The 20,621-nt window shown below is 44.7% G+C and carries 26 protein-coding genes; 2 read left to right on the forward strand and 24 right to left on the reverse strand.

The window, feature by feature from the left end; genetic code table 11:
- Genes HMPREF1863_RS07650 through HMPREF1863_RS07695 form a run of 10 tightly spaced genes read right to left on the reverse strand, consistent with a single transcriptional unit; the run spans position 1 to position 7,681 of the window.
- The gene (locus tag HMPREF1863_RS07650; RefSeq protein WP_068369556.1) at positions 1-780 is read right to left on the reverse strand and encodes a polyprenyl synthetase family protein; all 780 of its coding nucleotides are present in this window, start codon (positions 778-780) and stop codon (positions 1-3) included.
- A complete protein-coding gene (gene xseB / locus HMPREF1863_RS07655) occupies positions 767-976 on the reverse strand; it encodes an exodeoxyribonuclease VII small subunit (RefSeq protein WP_068369559.1) in 210 nt (69 codons plus the stop codon). The genes HMPREF1863_RS07650 and xseB overlap by 14 nt, the downstream gene beginning before the upstream one ends.
- A complete protein-coding gene (gene xseA, locus HMPREF1863_RS07660; protein ID WP_068369562.1) occupies positions 966-2,297 on the reverse strand; it encodes an exodeoxyribonuclease VII large subunit in 1,332 nt (443 codons plus the stop codon). Before xseA ends, xseB begins: the two co-directional genes overlap by 11 nt.
- Positions 2,281-2,781 (reverse strand): transcription antitermination factor NusB, encoded by a 501-nt coding sequence (gene nusB / locus HMPREF1863_RS07665; protein ID WP_157065102.1) that lies wholly within the window; start codon positions 2,779-2,781, stop codon positions 2,281-2,283. The genes xseA and nusB overlap by 17 nt, the downstream gene beginning before the upstream one ends.
- Positions 2,782-2,799: 18 nt before the next feature.
- Positions 2,800-3,174, reverse strand: coding sequence for an Asp23/Gls24 family envelope stress response protein (locus HMPREF1863_RS07670; protein WP_068369568.1), 375 nt, complete (start codon positions 3,172-3,174; stop codon positions 2,800-2,802).
- Between the two features lie 57 nt (positions 3,175-3,231).
- Positions 3,232-3,855 (reverse strand): ribonuclease HII, encoded by a 624-nt coding sequence (locus tag HMPREF1863_RS07675; protein ID WP_068369570.1) that lies wholly within the window; start codon positions 3,853-3,855, stop codon positions 3,232-3,234.
- Positions 3,836-4,699 (reverse strand): ribosome biogenesis GTPase YlqF, encoded by an 864-nt coding sequence (ylqF, locus tag HMPREF1863_RS07680; RefSeq protein WP_068369577.1) that lies wholly within the window; start codon positions 4,697-4,699, stop codon positions 3,836-3,838. Before ylqF ends, HMPREF1863_RS07675 begins: the two co-directional genes overlap by 20 nt.
- Positions 4,689-5,528 carry an HAD-IIB family hydrolase gene (locus HMPREF1863_RS07685; protein ID WP_068369579.1) on the reverse strand — a complete coding sequence of 280 codons (840 nt, stop codon included), beginning with the start codon at positions 5,526-5,528 and terminating at the stop codon, positions 4,689-4,691. Before HMPREF1863_RS07685 ends, ylqF begins: the two co-directional genes overlap by 11 nt.
- A gap of 45 nt (positions 5,529-5,573) precedes the next feature.
- Positions 5,574-6,386: an ABC transporter permease subunit gene (locus HMPREF1863_RS07690; RefSeq protein ID WP_068369581.1), complete on the reverse strand. Its 813-nt coding sequence runs from the start codon at positions 6,384-6,386 to the stop codon at positions 5,574-5,576.
- Positions 6,386-7,681, reverse strand: coding sequence for an ABC transporter ATP-binding protein (locus HMPREF1863_RS07695; RefSeq protein WP_068369584.1), 1,296 nt, complete (start codon positions 7,679-7,681; stop codon positions 6,386-6,388). The genes HMPREF1863_RS07690 and HMPREF1863_RS07695 overlap by 1 nt, the downstream gene beginning before the upstream one ends.
- A 119-nt stretch (positions 7,682-7,800) precedes the next feature.
- On the opposite strand from HMPREF1863_RS07695, the gene ychF reads away from it, so the two are divergent.
- A complete protein-coding gene (gene ychF / locus HMPREF1863_RS07700; RefSeq protein ID WP_068369587.1) occupies positions 7,801-8,886 on the forward strand; it encodes a redox-regulated ATPase YchF in 1,086 nt (361 codons plus the stop codon).
- A 133-nt stretch (positions 8,887-9,019) separates the two neighbouring features.
- Here ychF and HMPREF1863_RS07705 read toward each other — a convergent pair whose 3' ends face one another.
- The 6 genes from HMPREF1863_RS07705 to HMPREF1863_RS07730 are packed head-to-tail and all read right to left on the reverse strand — an operon-like array spanning position 9,020 to position 13,697.
- Complete coding sequence (locus HMPREF1863_RS07705; RefSeq protein WP_068369589.1) at positions 9,020-9,373, reverse strand: hypothetical protein; 354 nt, start codon at positions 9,371-9,373, stop codon at positions 9,020-9,022.
- Positions 9,374-9,381: 8 nt separating this feature from the next.
- Positions 9,382-9,924: a hypothetical protein gene (locus HMPREF1863_RS07710; RefSeq protein ID WP_068369592.1), complete on the reverse strand. Its 543-nt coding sequence runs from the start codon at positions 9,922-9,924 to the stop codon at positions 9,382-9,384.
- Entirely contained in the window at positions 9,921-11,327 is a 1,407-nt protein-coding gene (locus HMPREF1863_RS07715; RefSeq protein ID WP_068369595.1) for a sensor histidine kinase, read from the reverse strand. Before HMPREF1863_RS07715 ends, HMPREF1863_RS07710 begins: the two co-directional genes overlap by 4 nt.
- A gap of 4 nt (positions 11,328-11,331) precedes the next feature.
- Complete coding sequence (locus HMPREF1863_RS07720) at positions 11,332-12,027, reverse strand: response regulator transcription factor (RefSeq protein WP_408605346.1); 696 nt, start codon at positions 12,025-12,027, stop codon at positions 11,332-11,334.
- Entirely contained in the window at positions 12,005-12,604 is a 600-nt protein-coding gene (locus HMPREF1863_RS07725) for an HD domain-containing protein (RefSeq protein WP_068369601.1), read from the reverse strand. Before HMPREF1863_RS07725 ends, HMPREF1863_RS07720 begins: the two co-directional genes overlap by 23 nt.
- Position 12,605: 1 nt before the next feature.
- On the reverse strand, positions 12,606-13,697 hold the full coding sequence (locus HMPREF1863_RS07730; protein ID WP_232300140.1) for a s-methyl-5-thioribose-1-phosphate isomerase: 1,092 nt from the start codon (positions 13,695-13,697) through the stop codon (positions 12,606-12,608).
- A gap of 35 nt (positions 13,698-13,732) precedes the next feature.
- Here HMPREF1863_RS07730 and HMPREF1863_RS07735 point away from each other — a divergent pair, with 35 nt between their 5' ends.
- The gene (locus HMPREF1863_RS07735) at positions 13,733-14,458 is read left to right on the forward strand and encodes an MTAP family purine nucleoside phosphorylase (protein ID WP_068369606.1); all 726 of its coding nucleotides are present in this window, start codon (positions 13,733-13,735) and stop codon (positions 14,456-14,458) included.
- A 45-nt stretch (positions 14,459-14,503) separates the two neighbouring features.
- Here the strand turns inward: HMPREF1863_RS07735 and pyrR are convergent, their stop codons facing one another.
- Genes pyrR through HMPREF1863_RS07775 form a run of 8 tightly spaced genes read right to left on the reverse strand, consistent with a single transcriptional unit; the run spans position 14,504 to position 20,618 of the window.
- Positions 14,504-15,016, reverse strand: a complete 513-nt coding sequence (pyrR, locus tag HMPREF1863_RS07740) for a bifunctional pyr operon transcriptional regulator/uracil phosphoribosyltransferase PyrR (RefSeq protein WP_068369609.1) — start codon at positions 15,014-15,016, stop codon at positions 14,504-14,506.
- On the reverse strand, positions 15,001-15,906 hold the full coding sequence (locus tag HMPREF1863_RS07745; RefSeq protein ID WP_068369612.1) for an RluA family pseudouridine synthase: 906 nt from the start codon (positions 15,904-15,906) through the stop codon (positions 15,001-15,003). The genes pyrR and HMPREF1863_RS07745 overlap by 16 nt, the downstream gene beginning before the upstream one ends.
- A complete protein-coding gene (gene lspA, locus HMPREF1863_RS07750; RefSeq protein WP_068369615.1) occupies positions 15,903-16,358 on the reverse strand; it encodes a signal peptidase II in 456 nt (151 codons plus the stop codon). The genes HMPREF1863_RS07745 and lspA overlap by 4 nt, the downstream gene beginning before the upstream one ends.
- A 13-nt stretch (positions 16,359-16,371) precedes the next feature.
- Positions 16,372-17,133 carry a YlmH family RNA-binding protein gene (locus HMPREF1863_RS07755; protein WP_068369618.1) on the reverse strand — a complete coding sequence of 254 codons (762 nt, stop codon included), beginning with the start codon at positions 17,131-17,133 and terminating at the stop codon, positions 16,372-16,374.
- A gap of 1 nt (position 17,134) precedes the next feature.
- A complete protein-coding gene (locus HMPREF1863_RS07760) occupies positions 17,135-17,608 on the reverse strand; it encodes a cell division protein SepF (protein WP_068369620.1) in 474 nt (157 codons plus the stop codon).
- 10 nt (positions 17,609-17,618) lie between these two features.
- Positions 17,619-18,299, reverse strand: coding sequence for a YggS family pyridoxal phosphate-dependent enzyme (locus HMPREF1863_RS07765; protein ID WP_198142732.1), 681 nt, complete (start codon positions 18,297-18,299; stop codon positions 17,619-17,621).
- Positions 18,300-18,321: 22 nt separating this feature from the next.
- Positions 18,322-19,617 (reverse strand): biotin/lipoyl attachment domain-containing protein, encoded by a 1,296-nt coding sequence (locus tag HMPREF1863_RS07770; RefSeq protein WP_068369623.1) that lies wholly within the window; start codon positions 19,615-19,617, stop codon positions 18,322-18,324.
- Positions 19,614-20,618, reverse strand: coding sequence for an NAD(P)H-dependent glycerol-3-phosphate dehydrogenase (locus tag HMPREF1863_RS07775; RefSeq protein ID WP_068369625.1), 1,005 nt, complete (start codon positions 20,616-20,618; stop codon positions 19,614-19,616). The genes HMPREF1863_RS07770 and HMPREF1863_RS07775 overlap by 4 nt, the downstream gene beginning before the upstream one ends.
- Between the last annotated feature and the right edge of the window lie 3 nt (positions 20,619-20,621).

Genomic DNA, 20,621 nt, shown 5'->3' on the forward strand with positions numbered 1-20,621 from the left:
TCACCGATCCCGTTTTAATATTTTTAATATAAGAGCTTCCGTCTCGGGAAACTCACCTAACTCTTTTAAAAGTCCCAAACATTCCGACGTGTAGCGTTCGGCTTTATCCGTAAAAAATGCTTGTTCTCCGTCTTTTCCGTCTTCTACCAAATCCAAATAATCGTCTTGAAATTGGTAGCTTATCCCCAATGTTTCACCGACGCGATAGAGCTTGTCGCAGAAAGATGAATCCTTCCCCGAAAGAGCGCCTGCCATGGCAAAGCATCCGCCTAATAAAGCACCCGTCTTTTTCGAGTAAATTACCTCATCGCCGGAGGAAGCTCCTTCGCGAATATCCAGGGTCTGGCCGTCCACCATACCTGTAGTACCTGCCGCTTTAAATAAATACGTCATGGCTAAAATACCGCCCTTCGGCTCCAGCATGGCTCCCTGAGCAGCAAGCTCTCCCGCTTGAGAAAGTAAACCGTCTCCTGCCAAAATAGCGAGGGCTTCGTTGAATTTTTTGTGATTTGTCGGCTGGCCGCGACGCATATCGTCATCGTCCATGGCAGGTAGATCGTCGTGAATTAAACTGTATGTATGAATAGACTCCATAGCTGCGGCAAAATAAAAATCCGCTTCGCCTTTGTAATGTAAATCCTCCAAAACGGTGTAAAAGATCCTCGGGCGAATCCGCTTACCGCCGGTAAAAAGTGAATACACCATGGATTCTCTGAGTTCTTCGGCTGCAAGTTGAATAGAATTGTAATACTCTTTTAAACGCGTATCAAATCGATTCATCGTCTTCTTCTTTCTTTTCCATCCCATCCGTTAAAATGCGCACCTTTTGTTCCAAAGAGGAAAGGTCTTTTTCGAGCTCTTTGTAAAGTGCCGTACTCTTTTCGTATAAGGCGACCATTTCTTCCAATGTTAAATCGTCATTTTCCATTTGCTCGACCATTTTTTCAAGCTTTTCGGATTTTTCTCTATAATTCATCTCTATACCTCATGATTCCCTTTACAGAAACATCGACCGTTCCGTCGATTAATGCTATCGAAAGATTATCGCCGACTTCCACGTCGTGAATGCTTTGGATTCCCCTGCCGTCTTTTACTACTCTCGGCGAACGCTTTGATTCGCCAACGGATTTAATGCGGAGTTTTAATAATTCCAACCGTTCTCTTTCTCGATTGAATCCGTTAAGTAACGCTTTATTGATTCTAAGCCGGCCATCTTCTATTAGCGCTCTCTCTTCTAATGCTCGTCTTTGAAGAGGTACCTTGTATATCCTTTTAAGAAGATATTCCCCTTCCCTTCCTTCCTCTTCTAAGACTTTCTCCATTTGACGTACCATACGCCGCTTGAGTTCTTTCGCCAATTCCATTTTATGTGCCACCGACTCCAAAGAGATGGCGTGTTTCAGGCGAAAATACAGAGATTGTTGCGCTTGAGCATAATCCCTCAGGCGATGACCGAGGCCATTCTCCATAGAAAGAAGCTGAGCCTTCGCCTCTTCCAAAATATCTTTCCCTTGCGGAATGATGATCTCCGCGCCGTGAGTCGGCGTCGCCGCACGTACATCCGCGACAAAATCGCACAAGGTGGTGTCTACTTCGTGGCCTACTGCCGAAACTACGGGATGGCGTCTCTTGTCGATGGCGCGAATAAGATTTTCGTCGTTAAAGCAAAATAGATCTTCCATGGATCCGCCGCCTCGAGTGATAATGATTAAATCAATATCATCTCGCGCATCAAGCCTTTCAAAAGCGCGTGCCAATTCTTTGCCGGCATCTTCTCCCTGAACGCGGCTCGGAGAAATGATGACCGAAACCGCAGGATTTCTCGCCGCCGCCACGCTGAGGAAATCGTGTTGCGCAGCTCCTGCCGTACTGGTGACCATGCCGACGGTTAACGGCTTTTCGGGAAGGGGCCGTTTTTTATCCATATCAAATAGACCTTCTTTTTCGAGAAGGTCTTTTAATTCAAGAAAAAGTTTATAAAGTGCGCCTTGACCCGTAGGTTCCATGGTTTTAGCAATCAATTGAAGGCGTCCGGAAGGCGAATAAATATCGACATAACCGTCGATCGCAACTTCCATGCCCACTTGTTGCGTAACATTATCCACTAGATCGTCACGAAACATGACGCAAGAAAGCCGAGCACTGTCGTCTTTTAACGTAAAGTAAAGGTGACCGCTTTGCGCCGTAGCGATTTCAGCGATTTCACCCTTCACCCGCACTTTTCTTAAAATGTAATCGGATTTTACTATTTTTTTCGTGTAGTCTAATAGTTCCGAAATGCTAATTGGCTTGATCATTACTTTGTCGCAAAATTGAACCCAGTATGCCGTTAATAAAGCGAGCACTGTCTTTTGTACTGAAGATTTTAGCAATATCGACAGCCTCGTTTACAGAAATGGCATTGGCAATATCATCGCAATAGAGAATTTCATAAACGGCGAGGCGAATAATGGAAAGGTCTACGATCGTTAACCGATCCAGCGTCCAATCTTTAAGATTTTTCGCGATCAGCTCGTCGATAGTTCCCAAATGGCGAACCAACGCCCCGATATGTTCCCGACAATAAAGAATCTCGTCTTCATTTAAAGGCGACTCGGAGCTACTTTCCAGCCGTTGTTTAAGGGCTTTACCTGAGAAAACATGATTATAAATTTTTTCGATTTCCGACTCTTCCCATTGAGTCTCGAAAAACGACTCCATGACGTCGTCATCGAATTCGTTTCGATGTTCCATGGCAAAGAGTATTTTCATCATGGCAATTCTTGACAGTTTTCGACTCACAGGCGCTTCCTTCCCTATTTAAACAGCTTGATTTTCGTGTTCCGCTCTTACTCCGCTAATGTGCACATTTACCGCTTCGATTGCGATGTCGGTCATGTTTTCGAGGCTTTCTTTTACAGCGTCTTGAACTTTTTCCGCAACTTCTACGATGTTTTTGCCGTACTCGACGACAATGGAAATATCCACGATACTGGACATTTCGTCGCCTGTAATTTTTGTTTTCGACGGGTTGCGACCGGTTAAAAGTTCGCCAACCATTTCTCGCCGTGTAGTGTAACTATTATAAACGCCTTCGACACGAATTGCCGCTTCTTGCGCAATACGCGTTACGACGTCGTCTGCTATTTTTACATTCGAATTCCCGGTGGGATCGACAAAATATTTTTCTACCATAGTTTCCTCCTATTGCTCACATTATACCATAAATGCAAGACCTGAAAAACCAAGTGCCTAGCCTTCTCTATGGGCTAATATCTTGGTTAAAAAGGAACGACGATGCATGGGACTCGGCCCAAGTTCTAAAATCGCCTCTCGATGTTTCTTTGTGCCGTAACCTTTATGCCCCGCAATGCCGTATCCCGGATATGCTTCTTCCCATTGAAGGCACAGGCGATCTCTATATTCTTTGGCGAGAATCGAGGCACAAGCGATGGTGTAGGATATATCGTCGCCGTGAATGACGCCTTGTTGAGGAATATCGAGATCGATGGTTTCGGCGTCGATTAAAAATAATATGGACTTATCCCGAAATCCTTGATCCAAAACCTCCTTTGCAGCTGATTTCATAGCAAGACGGGTGGCTTGTTTTATATTGATTCGGTCGATGACCTCCGGTGTTTCACGTCCATAACCATAGGCGACGGCTTCCGATAAAATAGCATCTTCGTAGAGGGCGCGCTTTTTAGGCGACAGTTTTTTCGAATCCGTAATCCCTTCGATCATATGATCCAGCGGCATAATGACACAGGCCGCCACTACATCGCCGAATAAACAACCTCTTCCCACTTCGTCGATGCCGGCGATGTAATCGTATTGGCCTTTCAGCGCTTCCAAATCAAAGTGTGTGTCGGTCATCTACTTGCTCCAAACTAATGCGACCCCATGTACCGTTTCGAAACTCATCGAGAATAATCGATGCAACTTTCGTGTAGTCGATTTCGCCGCCCCGCATTAGACAGCCGCGGCGCTTGCCGATCCCATCCATCAATTCGATGGCTTCAGAATAGTTGTCTTTTAAATCGTAACGCTTCGCGATCAATTCGTAAAACTTGTCCATTCCTTCTTTTAAAAGTTCAAAAGCCAATGTTTCTCTATCCATAATTTCATCTTTAATGGATCCCGTAAAGGCCAAATGGCGGCCGCGAATGGGCGGATCCAGTTTAGGCCATAACACGCCCGGCGTATCCAATAAATCGAATTCGGAATGGTGACGAATCCATTGATTCGTCTTCGTAATACCCGGTCGATTGCCGATGGCGGCAGATTTTTTTCCCGCCAATTGATTGATAAAAGTTGATTTCCCAACATTGGGGATGCCCGTTACCATGACCCGCAGTTTGCGCTTTTGCATGCCTTTGGCACGTTCTTTTTCACGGATGGGCGCAGCTAACTCTTCAATAGCTTTTACAAGAGCACGCATATTGGCTTTGCCTGTCGCCGTCCATGGAATGGCCGATGTATCTTCCCTACTTTTGAAGTATCGAATCCAATCTTCCGTAACATCGGGATCGGCGAGATCGGATTTGTTTAATAAATAGAGGACGGGATAATCGGCAAATGTATCGTCGAGCAAGGGGTTGTAACTGCTCATAGGAATGCGGGCATCCAATAAAACAATGGCGATATCGCATTGACTCTTTACCGATTGAATGGACTCAATGGTTTTTTTCATATGCCCGGGATACCAGTTAATATTCAACGGTTACCTCCTCATTCAAAATCTTATCCGCCAATTTAAAGGCGCCATAGTGTTCCGGCGGCTCCTCGCAGATTATATCGCTCTTTGCCTTTACTTCATCGGGAGCAGACGCCATAGCGACGCCAATGCCTGCGTGTTCGATCATAGATTCGTCGTTCATATCGTCGCCGAAAGCGATAATATCTTTCGCATGGATCCCTTTCATTTCCGCAAGCTTTTCGAGACCGTTCCATTTATTGGTGTTTCCGATTATCTCGATTAAAGAAAGTTTTTTGTCGCGGCTCTTTAAAAGATGAGCCGTCATCTTCCCGGAAGTTAACGCATCGTCTTTTTCCAGATCGTAGAACACATCGGCTGTAGTATAACCTGCCATAACGAGAACATCTTCTTCCAACACCTCGTCCAGTGTCATGCGCTTGTATAAATTCTCGTAAAAAGAAATATAAGACGCTTCCCTTTCCGTCGTATCGAATAACGTGACGAGATCGTAGCCCTTAAAGTAACTGTCCACGTGAAAAATAGGGTGAATTCCCCTGGCGATCATGGCTTCGGCGATGGGTTTTATCTTATCTTTAGAAAATGTATTTTTATAAAGTGTTTGCTCGGAATTTTTCGTACGTATTAAATTACCGTTATTCGAAACAATATACACATCTTCTTGAATCGGTTCCAATTCCCGCTTCAAGGAACGATAAGGTCTTCCGCTTACAATGACGGTTTCCACATAATCTTTTTTCCATTTATTAATATAGTTCACCATAGTTTCGTCAACGGGCTGTTTTCTAGCCGCTATGGTGCCGTCAAAATCCAGTGCAATTAATTGAATCATATATCTCCTCGAATAAAAGAGCGACTCTCGGAGTCGCTCACTTGCTTAAAATTTAAGTTCTTTGCTTTTGTAGATCATACATCCTATTACCCAGAATAAAACGCCTATAACAATATTGGCAATGATGCCGGCCCATTGGAAACCGGAGCCGACGGCCATATATAGCGGATTAAGCGCTGAGAACGGGAAAAGACCTGCGATCGCCACTAAATTTCCGCCCATTAAGGTAAGGGCCGCCCAAACTAAGAAGATGGCAATAAATAAAAGTAAGGATCCACCTTCCGCATGGGATGAACGAGAGGAAATTGACGAGTAGAAAAAGCCGATGGATAAAAATTCAAAACCGAGCAGCAAGATGCAAATAAACACTTGCAACATGACGAGCACCAAGTTTCGAATGTCGCGAATGCCGAAAATATAAGATGCTAAGGAACCGATAATGATGACAATCAAAAGGGTCAAACCGTAAAGCATCATATTGGCGGAAAATTTTCCGCTGAAAATTTCCGTTCGAGTGACCGGGTTCGCATAAAGATATTCAATCGTACCTGCACTTTGTTCTTTCGACAGTGCTCTTGCGCCTAATTGAATGGCGAAAATAGCAAAGAGGATTCCCAAGTATTGGAAAATAAAGGGAATGTATTCGGTGAATTTATCGAACGCCAAATTATCGGTTAAACCGAGTACCCCTTGAATATTAGGGGAAAAACCGTCGCGAAAACTGTTCGCCAGGGATAATAAATTGCCATCTTGCAGTAATGGGAAAAAGGCCATTAGTAAAGCGGTTAAAATGGAAACGATTAAACACCAACAGATCATTTTGCCTCGATTGCTTTTCATTTCAAGACCAAAAACCATTATTCCTCCTCCTTCCCGGCTTCAGATTTAAGTTGTTCTTCCGCCAACGCGTCGTCATCTACTGCCGTAATGGGAGCAGTTTTTCTGCTGTCGTGAATTAATTTGTCGCTGTTGTAAGGATCGACCGGATTTTCCCGTTCAACACCATCTGCCGCTTCAATGGTTTCGCGATCCATGACAATGGTTGCGTCACGATCTTCCGCTAAGGAAGCGTCATGAGATTCTTCATCTAAAGGTTCTGCAGAAATTTCTTCGTCCCCTTCGCCGGCTTCGTCGACGGAATCATTCGTTAATTCGTCATCTGCTTCCTTATGGTCTTCGATTAATTTTTCATCATATGCCAAAATCGTGTCATCGTTATCCATGGCCTTGTCTGCCTCTTCATCGGCTGTAGGCACACTCGCCATTTTCTTGGATCCGTCACCGTACTCGAAAGAATTAATTTTATTTTCCAAAAGAGCATCTTCAAGGGTAAAGTTCTTGATTTTTTCTTGGTGGAGCACCGTGGTAAGTGTAGGCAAATAGCCGTCGTAGAAAAATTGAATGTCGCCGGATTCGTCCTTAATCAGCTCACAACCGATGGATTCAAAAGCCGGTACTGAAACCAATTCATCGAAGATGCGAAGGACTTTATCGTTGTTCTTCTTTTCCTTCAAGTACTCGAGCCCAACGAGGCGGCCGCCGGAAATATACGCACCGCGATCGCCGAAACGTTGACCGACGGAAAGATCATCGGTTAAAAGTAAAACCGATAAACCTTCAGAACGTTGAAGACGTTTCAGATGCGTAAATAACTTATCCATCATGGCGTGATTCAAATCTTTTGTAGGATTGTCGATGATCAAAAGCTTAGGCTTCGTAATCAGGGCATTAACGATAGCGACGCGCTTCCGTTCGGAATCCGTCAAGTCGATAAATTTATGTTTATTATCCAATTCAAAATATTCCATCAAGGATTGAATATCGTCTGTATTTTTCAATCCGTGGAATGCAAGAGTATGTTTAAATAAAGCGACAGGTTTTAAATTATCGTAGATCCAAACATCTTCCGGAATATAGCTCGTAAATTCCTTAACCGATTTCGCTTCCTTTTGCGCACTCATATCGAACACGGTAACGCTGCCCCTGTTCGGTTTATAAAAATTAAATAAAATGCGTGCCAATGTCGTCTTTCCCGAGCCGGAAAGGCCCATAACTGAAAATATTTCGCCATCAAATACTTCCAGATTAAAGTTGTTAAAAACTAATTGACGACGAAACTTTTTTGTGAGTTCACTAACTACTATAGCACTCATGTTTCACCTCTCTTTTCTCTCATATTATACATGATGAAGGAATAAAATGGAAACGATCCGCTGAAAATACAAGAATTTCTATGTTATAATGGATTCGATTATAAAAAGAGGAGACGACAATGAAATTAGGAATTATCGGACTGCCCAATGTAGGTAAGTCTACTTTATTTAACGCCATAACCCAAGCAGGCGCCGAAGCCGCCAACTACCCATTCGCGACGATCGAGCCGAATGTTGGCATGGTGGAAGTAAAAGATCGCCGTTTAGATAAACTAAGCGCCATTAGCCAATCGAAAAAAATCATTTACGCCACTATCGAATTCGCCGACATAGCCGGTCTTGTAAAAGGCGCCAGCAAAGGTGAAGGATTGGGCAATCAATTTTTATCCCACATTCGAGAAGTAGATGCTCTCGTTCACGTGGTACGATGCTTCGACGATGAAAATATTATTCACGTAGAAGGCAGTGTCGATCCTATTCGCGACATCGAAACCATTAACCTCGAACTTATTTTCTCCGATTTGGAAATTTTGGAAAAACGTCTGGAACGGGTTAAAAAGCAATTAAAAGGCGATAAGAGTTTACAACCGGAAAAAGAATTAATCGAAAAAATGATCGCCACACTGGAAGCTGAAAAGCCTGCCCGCTCTTTAGATTACAGTGAAGATGAGCTTAAAATGCTTTCCTCTTTCAGCCTCTTGACGATGAAGCCGGTTATTTACGCTGCCAATGTATCGGAAGATGATATTCTGACAGGCAACGAATACGTCGATCGCGTACGGGAATTTGCTTCTAAAGATGACGACGAAACTATTGTCATTTCCGCTGCCATTGAAGAAGAAATCGCTGCGCTGGATGACGAGGATAAGGCGGAATACCTAGATGCCATGGGCCTCCACGATTCCGGACTGGATCGGTTAGTGAAAGCTTCCTACAGCTTGCTCGGTCTTATCAGCTTCCTTACCACAGGAGAAATGGAAACACGCGCTTGGACCATTCGCAAAGGTGCCAAAGCCCCCGAAGCGGCAGGTAAAATCCACACCGACATCGAACGTGGCTTTATAAAGGCCGACACCATTTCGTATGATAAACTCGTAGAAGCCGGTTCCATCCCCCATGCTCGGGAAAAAGGCTGGATTCGCAGCGAAGGAAAAGACTATGTCATGGTCGATGGCGATGTAGTCAATTTCAAATTTAATGTGTAATTAAAAAACAGCTCAACCGTTTCAGTTTTACGATTGAGCTGTTTTTAGTATATTCTTTTTCTAATTCTATCAATGTTATTGTTGATTCTGTTAAAAGCCATTTAAAAAGCTCCCTTTGCAAAGGGAGCTTCTTTTACGCGTCGCGACGTCGACGATCGTCGGGGCTATACATTTCGGGATAGCGGTCTTTGTTATAAATTCCGATGCAAAGAGCAAATAATAAGGAACATATTCCCGACGTAACGCATACCAGCGCCACGTAAATGTTCATTAAGCTTCCCCTGTCGAACAGATGGTTCAATACTATCATCAGGGAAAACATACCGATAAACACGAGGGCAAGCCCCGGTACATAACGTAAAAAACGCATGCGCTTACCGGCCATATTAATAATAAAGGTGACGACAATACCGATAATAACGGCCAGGATCAAAATGATCAAATATGTGAAATTGCCGTTTAAACTTTCTGAAATTTTAGATAACATGCTGCCTCCTACTTCTCCATAGCGCCGGAATAATATCGCGCATCGGAGTTTAAAGTTTTCAATAAATTTTGAAGCTGTTGATCGTCGAGACTACGCTTGGTCTTAACCAATTGCAATAAGTTACCATAGATATCGATATAGGCGACGTCCTCTTTTTCGCGATAGACGGTAAAAAGCGGGCGCTCTTTATCGTAAATGGTAATGACAAAGAGACTGTCATTTGAAATATCCAGGTCTTCTTTCGTCTTATTATACCCTACTTTCATTAAATAGTCAGTTTTACCTTTTTTAACCGTATATTCGGGATCGACGATTTTTTGAGACGCAAACACCACGGCGTGAGGAGCAAAAATCGCATCGGAGCCGACAATGGATTGGAGATCATTTGCATCATTTGTTTGAGCCTCCACACTCGTTACAATCCACCGTCCCTGAAGGGGCGAACGGTTGATTTCCGGGCGCTCGATCAGCTGGTATTCCCTGTCAACAGAGGTGCAGGATGTCAACATAAGGGCACATAGCATCAGAAGTAAATATTTTAATCGTTTCATGATACAGCCTCGTTTTCCAAGGGAATAAAAACGCGAATCGACGTTCCCACATTTTTCTCCGAGACGATTTGAATTTCGCCGTTATGGAGTTTTATAATCTCTTCCGCAATGGAAAGGCCGAGGCCCGAATGGGAATTGGAATGCTTGCCCTTATAGAATTTTTCTTTGGCAAGGCGCAATTCATTTTCATCCATGCCTACGCCGTTATCGGAAACGATGATTTCGTAATTGGGATAATTTTTCCGAGCCTCCAGTAAAACCCAACCGCCGGGATCGGTAAATTTAATGGCATTGTCGATAAGATTAATGAGTACCTGGCGAATACGATCTTCATCGGCTGTAACGAGAACAATATCGTCGTTGACCTCATTAATCAGATGAATTTCCTGCTTCCGCGCTCTAGGTTCCATTTGTTTTAAAATGCCTTCGCAGGTAGAGGTAATGTCGAATTGATCCTTTTTAAGGGTGATGCGCCCGGAAATATAGCGCGAAAAATCCAATAACTCCTCCACCATTTTTGAAAGTCTTTCCGTTTCGCTTTCGATAATATGAAAGCCTTCCGTGAGCACTTCTTTATCTTCCGGGTCCGTGTCCTTTAAAATAGCGGCCCATCCGCGAATAGAAGTTAAGGGCGTGCGAAGCTCGTGGCTGATGGAAGAAATAAAATCATTCTTCACCTGCTCCTTCCTCACGATTTCCGCCGCTAATGTATTAATGGATTGGGCGAGCTGCCCCAGTTCATCGTCGCGCTTCATGTAAATCCGTTTTTTGTACTGCCCGTCCGCCAACTGAATGGCGGTAGATTGAATTTCTTCAATAGGCCTGGTTATGCCCTTCGCCAAAAATCGGCTGACGATTACCGAAATAAGGATGACCAAAAAGGTAAGCATAAGTAAATACCGCGTCAGCGTCAACACCGATCGATGGGCAGGCGCCAAAGACGAAGTATAGCGCAAGACGCCTAAGAGTCCATGATCTTCCGAAAACAAAGGACGGGATACGGAAAGCACCGGCGTATCGGAATAGGCTACTTTACCGACCCGCGATCCGCTCTGACCTTTTAAAGCCGATTGCACATCAGGATAATCTTTAACGGGGTCGTTAATGGCGCCGATGGAATCGTAAAGGAGCTGCCCATCATTGCCGATTAACTGCACCTGTCCTCCCGACTGATTAAAAATCATATTGTAATCGCTCTCTAAAAGCATTTCCAAATCGACGTTTTTAAAATAGCGCTCGTAAGTATAATAGGAACTGTTTAATTGCTGTTCCAAATAATAACGCACGCCGTTATAAGTATATTGGCGAAAACCCAAGATCAAAAATACGTCGAGCAAACTAACCGTTAAGAGGATAAGGGCGACGAAATTTCGCGTAATGACCGCTCGAATAGAATGTTTCATAGAATCAATTATTTATTTTCCAACGATAGCCTACGCCCCAAACCGTTTCAATATACACGGGATGGGCGGCATCCTCTTCAATTTTCGAACGCAAACGACGGATGTTCACATCGACAATTTTACTGTCGCCTAAAAATTCTTCGCCCCAAACGGCGTTTAAAATTTCGTCGCGACTTAGGGCGCGGTTGACATTATTCATGAAAAGCTTGACGATTTCATGTTCCGTAGGGGTGAGTTCGATCTCTCGTTCCCCTTTATAAAATTTATGGCCGTAAACATCAATTTTAAAATCGCCGCTTTCCAAATAACGATTCCCCTTTTTCGCCGCCACATCCTTTCCAATGCGACGCTCCAGAGATTTAATGCGCAAAGTAAGCTCCGTAGGGTTAAAGGGCTTTGTGAGGTAATCGTCCGTACCGCTTTGAAGGCCCATAATCTTATCGTAATCTTCCGCCTTAGCCGTCAGCATAATAATGCCGAGACCGGGGAACGATGCGCGCAAGCGATCGCACACTTCAAAACCGTCGATTCCCGGAAGCATAATATCGAGCAGGACGATGTCCGGCTGTTTTTCTTTGGCGATGTCGAGGCCCTCTTCGCCGCTTCCTGCTTCGTATACGTCAAAGCCTTCTCGCTCCAAGTTGATTTTTATAAATTTGCGAATAGAAGTTTCATCTTCAACCAGTAATATCTTTGTCATGATTTACCTCTTCATTAAAATAATCATCTACTTTTCTTAAAATCACGTCATAGAGTTTCGGATAGCGCTTAATGGGCGCAATACGATCCAACACATCCTCGTAGCGAATGTGGTGTTCATTCCAGCTGCCGCCGTCCCGCGCCGCATTTAAAAGAATGGGTTCCATGCGATCCATGGCCAGGGCAAAATGAGATTCCGGCGTTTCCTGCGCTTCAAATTCTTCCCACAAATTTCGAAATTCGTCGCCTAAATCTTTCGGAAGCGATCCGTATAGCTTGTCTGCCGCCGCCACTTCCCTCTCCCGCTTAGATTTGTTTAATTCCTTATCGTACGCGAAAGTATCCCCCGCTTCGATTTCCACTACATCGTGAAATAAGAGCATGGATACGACACGTCCTATATCCACATTGGACGGCGCATGGTCTTTTAAAATCAACGCCATGGCGGCGATGTGAAAGCTATGCTCCGCATCATTTTCGTAGCGATCGCCGAAAACTAAGTGGGTCCTTCGGTAGACGGTCTTCATTTTTTCCAGTGTATAAATAAAATCGATTTGTCGTTTTAAATCTGCGTCCATATTACACGGCGAAATAAAAATCGCCCTCTCCTTTTAATTCTTCATAGCGTTTTAAATCATTCGATTCGAAAATGCCGAGATCCGTTACGATACCGGTTACCAGTTCCGGAGGCGTCACATCGAAGGCGGGATAATAACCCTTTACGCCATCCAGCGTGTGCTTTATGCCGTGGGCCGATAAACTTTCTTCAGGATCTCGCATTTCAATGGTAATATCCTTCGCGCTATGAATGTGCATATCGGGAATTCCCGTAGCATAATAGGGAATGGCGAAGTGTCGGCATAAAATAGCAATTTGATGCGTTCCCACTTTGTTGACAATAGTGCCGTCCATACAAATAGAATCCGCCGCTGAAGTAAAAAGGCTTACCCCTTCATTTTCCATATAGGCTGCCACCATATTATCCGTAATCACCGTAACGTCCATGTTCATATCCTTAAATACCGAAGCCGTAAAGCGGGCACCTTGTAAAAAAGGACGGGTTTCCGGGCAGACAAAGCGAATCTTTTTGTCGCTCCTTTTAATATGGCGAGCCAACATACCGATAATCGTTTCGCCGAAACATTGCGTCATGATCGTACCTTCATCGGGAATAACGGGCATAAAATGCTCTGCCACGCGATCGATGGCACTGTAGCGCCGCTCCATGGATTTCAGCGCATAATCGCGCAAAATATCATCCAGATGCTCATCGTCTAAATATTTTTTTGCCACTTCCAAAGAGCCCGATGTTACCTGCGCCATTCGCCCCGACGTCGTAGGACGCGCATGGGCAATGCAGTGAGCCGCTTCCTTTAAAAATCCATAGCGTGCATCGCCTTTTAAATGCCGCGATTCATACGCCGCCAACGCCATGCCCATGGCCGCCGCCGTATAAGGCCCGGCCGATTGCGTCACCATAGCGCGAATGGCGTCGCGAACCTCTACATAGGTTTTGCAGCGAACATATTCAATTTTGACGGGATAAATGCGTCGATCTAAAATCGATACCAATCCGTCTTCATAATAGGCCACGTGCTTTGCCTGCAACATATAGGCAAGATCTCGATCAAAGTCCATATTTCCCTCACTTTCCATGTATAATAGTACCATAACGGAAGAATAGAAACGAGAGAAACGAGGTCAATATGTATTACGGAATTATCGGCGGAACAGGCTTTGAAGCCCCCTTTCAAAACGCCGAAGAAAAATTAATGCACACTCCCTACGGCGACGCGAAAATCTTTTTTCCAAAAGACAAACCCTACGTATTCGTCTCCCGTCACGGAGCCGATCATACCATTCCACCCCATCAAGTACCTTACCGCGCCAACATTTGGGCACTGAAAGAATTAGGCGTCACGGAAGTTTACGGCATCAGTGCCGTGGGAAGTTTGAAAAAACAATTCGGCCCCGACGCCGTCGTTTTATCGGAAGATTTTTTAGATTTTACGAAATCAAGACCCAATACATTTTATGACGGTGATCACAACGAAGCGAAGCACATCGCCATGGATACGCCTTACGATCCTATTCTAAACGAAGAATTCGAACGCGCTTTCGGCGAAACATTGCCACGTGGCGTCTACGTTTCTACAGAAGGCCCTCGCTTTGAATCGAAAGCGGAAATAAAATTTTACGCATCCATCGGCGGCGACGTCGTAGGCATGACCAATGTTCCGGAAGTAGTCCTTGCAAGGGAACTTGGCCTTCACTACGCCAACATCAATCACGTCGTTAACTACTGCACCGGCGTCAGCGATGACATGATCATTACTAAATCCAAAACCGTTCGCAGACAGATCATCGACGCCATCGACAAAGTCTTTACCTCCGATCGCAAACCGAGAGAGACGCGAATCGATTTGCTCTAAATGCAAAAACTCACGCACCTTTTCGATGCGTGAGTTTTATTCTTCTCATTCCGATACATACACGACGTCTTCCCCGTCGTATTCTTTTAAATGAACGATTATTTTTTCCGATTGGGATGTGGGAACATTTTTTCCGATAAAATCACCGCGAATGGGGAGTTCCCGATGGCCTCTGTCCACGAGACCTACCAGCTGTACCGATCGCGGACGATCTTTCACCATTAAGGCATCCATAGCGGCGCGCACTGTCCTGCCGGTGTAAAGTACGTCGTCAACTAATACGACGCGCTTATCGTCGATTTTTCCCATAAAGTCCATGACTGTAAAATCGTGATGGCGACGATCATCTCGGAAAAATTCCGGATTAAGACTGTAGACGGGGACGCGAATGTTTTCAATTTCCTCCAGCTTTTCACAAAGGCGACGAGCCAAAAATTCTCCCCTCGTTATGATGCCGATCAACACCACGTCGTCGAGCCCTTTATTGCTTTCGATTATTTCGTTGGCAATGCGGGCGATGGCGCGCTTAATGGCCAGTTCGTCTAGTATTTTATGCATAGGTCGCCTTCCTCCTTTCGTATATATGAAAGTAAACGTTCCGGCATGGGAGCTTCCGCATAGATTATTTCGTCGGTTATGGGGTGGCGAAATTTGATGCTTGCACTGTGAAGCAGAAGCTTTCCGTTACGTTCTCTTTTAACGCCGTAAATGGGATCTCCGACCACGGGGTGATGTATAGATTGCAAGTGAACGCGAATTTGATGGGTTCTTCCCGTTAAAATCTGCACCTTTAATAATGTGGAATCGCGAAAACCCATGACCGGCTCGTAAATCGTGTGAGCAGGTTTGGATGGATGAACGTTCACCGCCATTTGTGTGCGACGGCGAGGATCACGACCTATGGGAGAATCGATGGTTCCCATTTCACGAATCACACCGTGGCAAATGGCGTCGTAGCGTTTTTCCACGGCTCGCGTTTTAAAACATTCTATAAGGCCGTCATAGGCTTCGTCTGTCTTGGCGACGACCATGACGCCGGAGGTGTCTTTGTCCAGGCGATGAACGATGCCGGGTCGCAAGGGATCGCTGCCCTTTGCCACTTTGCCGAAACGCCAGAGGATGTGATGAACCAGGGTTTCCTCTTCTTCCCCGGCGCCGGGGTGCACGACGAGGCCGTAAGGTTTGTCAACGCAGGCAATGTAGTCGTCTTCGTAGAGTATGTTCACGCCTAAATCTTTCGGCTCGATCACGTGCTCCTCTTCTTCCTCGAAGTGAATTTCATCCCCCGTTTTTAAACTGTAGCCCGCCTTTACTTTTTTTCCGTTGACGAGAATTCGACCGGATGTTATGCCGTTTTTTATTTGGGAGCGATTCATTTCCAGCTGATCCGCCAAATAGATATCCAGACGAACACCACCCCGGTCAGCTACAAATAAACGGGTCTTCATGACGCTTTCTCTTCTTTCAAAAATAATTGAATGATAAGAAGAAGAGTGCCGATGACAATCATGCTGTCTGCCAAATTAAAAACGGCAAAGGGATGGCCGAAAAAGTCGAAGGATAAAAAGTCTACGACATAGTGTAGACGCAATCGATCGATAAAGTTTCCGATGGCGCCGGCTAAGATTAAGACAAGGGCTATTTCCATGACGCGGCTAAGTTCGTGTCGTTTGCCGTAAAGGCCGTAAACCAAACCGCCGATAACGGCGAGGGTAATCACGATAAAAAGCGGACGCCCGTCTTGTAAAATACCGAAGGCGGCTCCGCGATTTTCCACGTAAAGGAGTTGGAAGAAATTAGGAATGATTTCCATAGCTTCCGCTCCTTTTAAATTGGCAAGAACCCACAATTTACTTAGTTGGTCCAGCGCGATAAGTGCAATTAATAATATACTGACCATAGTTCTCCTATTGTTATAATGTTCCGTAGGTAAATCTGACTTTTCCCTTTTTCGTTACGGCTATATCATCGAATACGGCGATGCGGCCAAAGCCTCTAACCGACAAGAGATCCCCCGGCTTAACTTCTTCATGAGCCTTTTTAATCGACTTAAAGTTAATTTTAATAAAGCCTTTAGCGAGTTTTCCCCGAATATCATCTCGTGAAAAATGTGTAACGGCACGCACGACGGCGTCGATTCGCATGGATTGTACTACCGCCGTATTTTTTAGCCAAGGCTCTTCGGGAACGGGTACGTCGTCAACCGGAATCAATTCCCCCTTTACCGGCTGATGTCTTATTTTTGTTAGGGTGAGTGCGATGAAATTGGCAATTTCCCTTTTTGCAAAGACATAGACTCCGTCTTCTATGACAATGTCGCCGATTTTGCTTCTCTCGATGCCGATGGATACTATTGATCCCAAAACCTCCCGATGGCTCACTTCTTCCTTAGGCTGAAATTTAAAGGCTACCACTTCCTCGCTCGTTTCGACAAAGGGCGGTGAAAATACGATGATTTTACGTTCTCTCTCCCCTTCCGGATAGAAATGGGCGTCGACATCGGGAAAATGATGAAGAATGGATTGTACGAGTCGTTGCTCGTAAGGATCTAAAAAATCACTAGCTGTCACTGTATAATTTCTCGAAGCGATCTCCGGTAAATCAAGGATATGACGCAGCATAGTGATTTTTTCAGGTTCTTGAATATGTTGTAAGATTAAATTCTTGTCGAGCATATTACCAGGGGAAAATGCCCGAGTTTTGAAGCTCTTCTTTTAAACCGTCGATGGCGATGTTTGCCGGTGCAAGAATGAAAATGTCTTTGTTTACCTTTTGAATCTTGCCTTCGATGGCATAAAGAGCGCCGTTTACGAAATCGAAAATTTCCCGTTTAACGTCGAGATCCAATTGTTCAAAGTTTAAAACGACAGCCTTGTGTTCTTTAAGATCGTCTACAATCTTCGGCGACTCATCGTAACTTAAAGGTTCGTGAATGGTAATAACCATTGACGCCTTGGTTTGAATACTGAGGACGCTGCCGTTATCTTTGTGGCGAACGGAAGGAGCCGCTTTTTGTGTACGAGTCGTCGTAATAGGTTCTACTTCCGTTGTTTGGAATTTCTCATCTTCTGTGTATTCGTACTCGTCATCGTAATCGTAATCGTCACCAAAACCAAATGCTTTTTTTAATTTACTGCCGAAATCTGCCATGTCTTCCTCCTTAATAATGTCGTTTTCCAAAAATACGACTGCCCACACGTACCATGTTCGCGCCTTCTTCAATGGCAATGGTAAAATCATTACTCATGCCCATGGAAAGATGATTCATATGAACCCCTTCATACCGGCGTCTTTCAATGTCTTCTTTGAGGGCGAACATTTTTCGAAATAGTTTTCTTAAATACGCCTCATCCTCTACATTCGGTGCAATTGCCATTAATCCTTCGACTTTGATGTGTTCATAGTCGAGAATGGATTCTAAAAAAGGCAACACGCCGTCGTAAGCCAAGCCCCCCTTGGAAGCTTCATCGCCTATATTGACCTGTACCAAACAGGGAACAATATGATCGGTTTGCTCGGCGCGCTTTTCAATTTCCTTTGCCAGAGACAAACGATCCAGCGAATGAATTAGAGCGACATCTCGATAGATATATTTTACCTTATTTGATTGCAAGTTTCCAATCATATGATAGCGAACCTTATCGCCGATAATGTCCATTTTTTCCGTAAGCTCTTGAACTTTGTTTTCTCCAATATCGGTAACGCCGAGTTTAATGGCTTCCTCAATAGCATCGACGCCGTGGGTTTTCGTAACGGCAATGAGTTTTACCTCTTCGCCTGTTACGCTGTGCTCACGGCTTTTCTCTATTTCTTCGCGCACGCGCTTCAGATTCTCTTCCATAACGGACAAATTTACCAACTCCTTATTGATACACTATCTTATCCCGATTTACTTTTTTAGGCTCGGTAATAATCTCATCATTCGGGCGAATGGTTTTGCCGCGCTTGCCGCCTGAAACGGCTACGGTTTGTTTGCTGTCGCCCAGACTTAATATGGCATAATTCCCTCGCACCGCTAATACGTCGACGGGAATAAATTTTACGAAGTGGCGTACGGCGTTAACGTAAACGCCCATCTGACCTTTTTTACCTTTTACGACGGCCTCTTTCGGCACTTTTACTGCCGGAAGGGTGTCCTTAATGACCACTACCTTTTGATTTCGAGGTACGTAAACTTGTTGCAGGTGGTCTTTTAATTCCAAAATGGCGACGGTGCCACTGTCATCTTCATTAATGTCCTTAACGTATGCTTGAGTCATAACTTTTCCGATACGTACGGGTACAAATTTTCCGACATAAGGGCTCAAGAGTCGCACATCGTCGATGGGAAGTGCAATTTTATAAAAAGTATCGCCGATACAGCGGAAGAAGGCTCTCTTCTCCTTGACCTTGCTCTTTCCCCTCGTAATTTCGGTTACGTTGACCTTTTTCAAGTAATCCGCCGTAAAGGTTTCATCGGGGAGTTCAAGGGATAGGTCTTTTTTGAAATCATCGAACGTATAGCTGACGATGCCGGATATGGGTGATTTATAATCGTTGCTCGTAGAGGCGATCTTTTCCGTAAGCTTTTCTTTTTCTTCTTCAAGATCTGAAATGGAAAGCTTTAAAAGCTCGTTCAATTCCGAAACATTTACCGTATGTTTCGTACTTAAATCCAAGGTGTTAATGGAGGAGACAAGTTTTTCATAATCTTCGTCGCGAATAAAGCGTTGAATGTTACGAATGACCGTCTCATCCTCACGCTGTTTGTCTTCTTTTTCCTCCTCATTTGAACTGTCGTTTTTAAAATCGATAGCTGCCTGAATGCGGATTAATTGATCCTTCACCTTGGAGTTGTCGTTCATGACGTTAATATCCGCCACGGCGACGTTTTTAGCTACTTTTTTTCCCTCTTGCACATTGTAAATGGCGATGCCGTTGGCTTTTGTAAAAACGACTTTCTCATCAAAAATCAAGTATCCTTTGCCTTTTACCACATCACGATATTCCACGACCTGCGGCATAGCCGTTTTAGGTGCCACCACAAATTTAGTGTAGATAAGAAAGGAAATGGCGGCGACGATCATCAATGCTAAGAGGAAGAATAAAAGTCGCCGTCGACGCATTTTCGATCGACGTTTGCGTCGCAGTTTTGTTTTGTAATTTCCCGGTCGCTTCATAATAAAAAGATCTTCTCGTTTTCGTGTTTATTGGGTCGTTGCATAAGATCCAAAACGGCACGGCGCGGTTCAAGTCCGCCGTAGAGAACCTTGTACAGCTTTTCCGTAATGGGCATTTCGATTCCCATATCCTTCGCCAATTCGTAGGCAGCTTTTGTGGTCTTATAACCTTCTACAACCTGACCGATATCCTCGATGGCTTCCTCTACATCCATGCCCTTGCCGATACGATTCCCGAATTGCCAATTGCGGCTGTGAACGCTGGTACAGGTTACAATTAAATCGCCAATCCCAGAAAGCCCTTGGAAGGTTACGGGCTTGGCGCCTAAGGCGATGCCAAGGCGCTGAATTTCCGTAATACCTCGCGTCATAAGGGCCGCCTTGGCGTTGTCGCCGTAACCTAATCCGTCCGATAAGCCGGCACCTAATGCAATAATATTTTTTAGCGCACCGCCTATTTCGACGCCGATCATGTCGTCTTGCACATAGACGCGAAAGGCATCGTATGTAAAGAGATCTTGAACTTTAAGGGCGATGTCCTTATTTTCCGAACACACGAGAACGGTAGTGGGCAAAAGCTTGGCCACCTCTTCCGCATGGGAGGGCCCGGATAAGACGACAAAAGGATTTTCGGGAAGAATAGCTTTCGCTATTTCCGATACCCGTAAATGGCTCCCTTGCTCCAATCCCTTTGCTAAATTGACGATAATAGCGCGGGATCCGTTGTCTCTGATCTTTTCCATCGTCTCCCGAATAGCGGCTGTAGGTACGGCAAGGACAATTACGTCCGTATCTCGAACAGCTTCGTCGAAATTACAGTGAAATTGAACGGAAGGGGCAAAGTGAAAATCTTTTAAATAATGAGGGTTGTCGCCATACTCTTTCATGCGACGATATTGCTCGTCGCTTCTGGTATACATATGAACGTCGTGGCCGATGGTCGCCAATAAATTTCCTATGGCGCTCCCCCAGCTACCCGATCCGATAACTCCGATGTTCAAACA

It is taken from the genome of Aedoeadaptatus coxii, assembly GCF_001553115.1.
GTDB lineage: Bacteria > Bacillota > Clostridia > Tissierellales > Peptoniphilaceae > Aedoeadaptatus > Aedoeadaptatus coxii.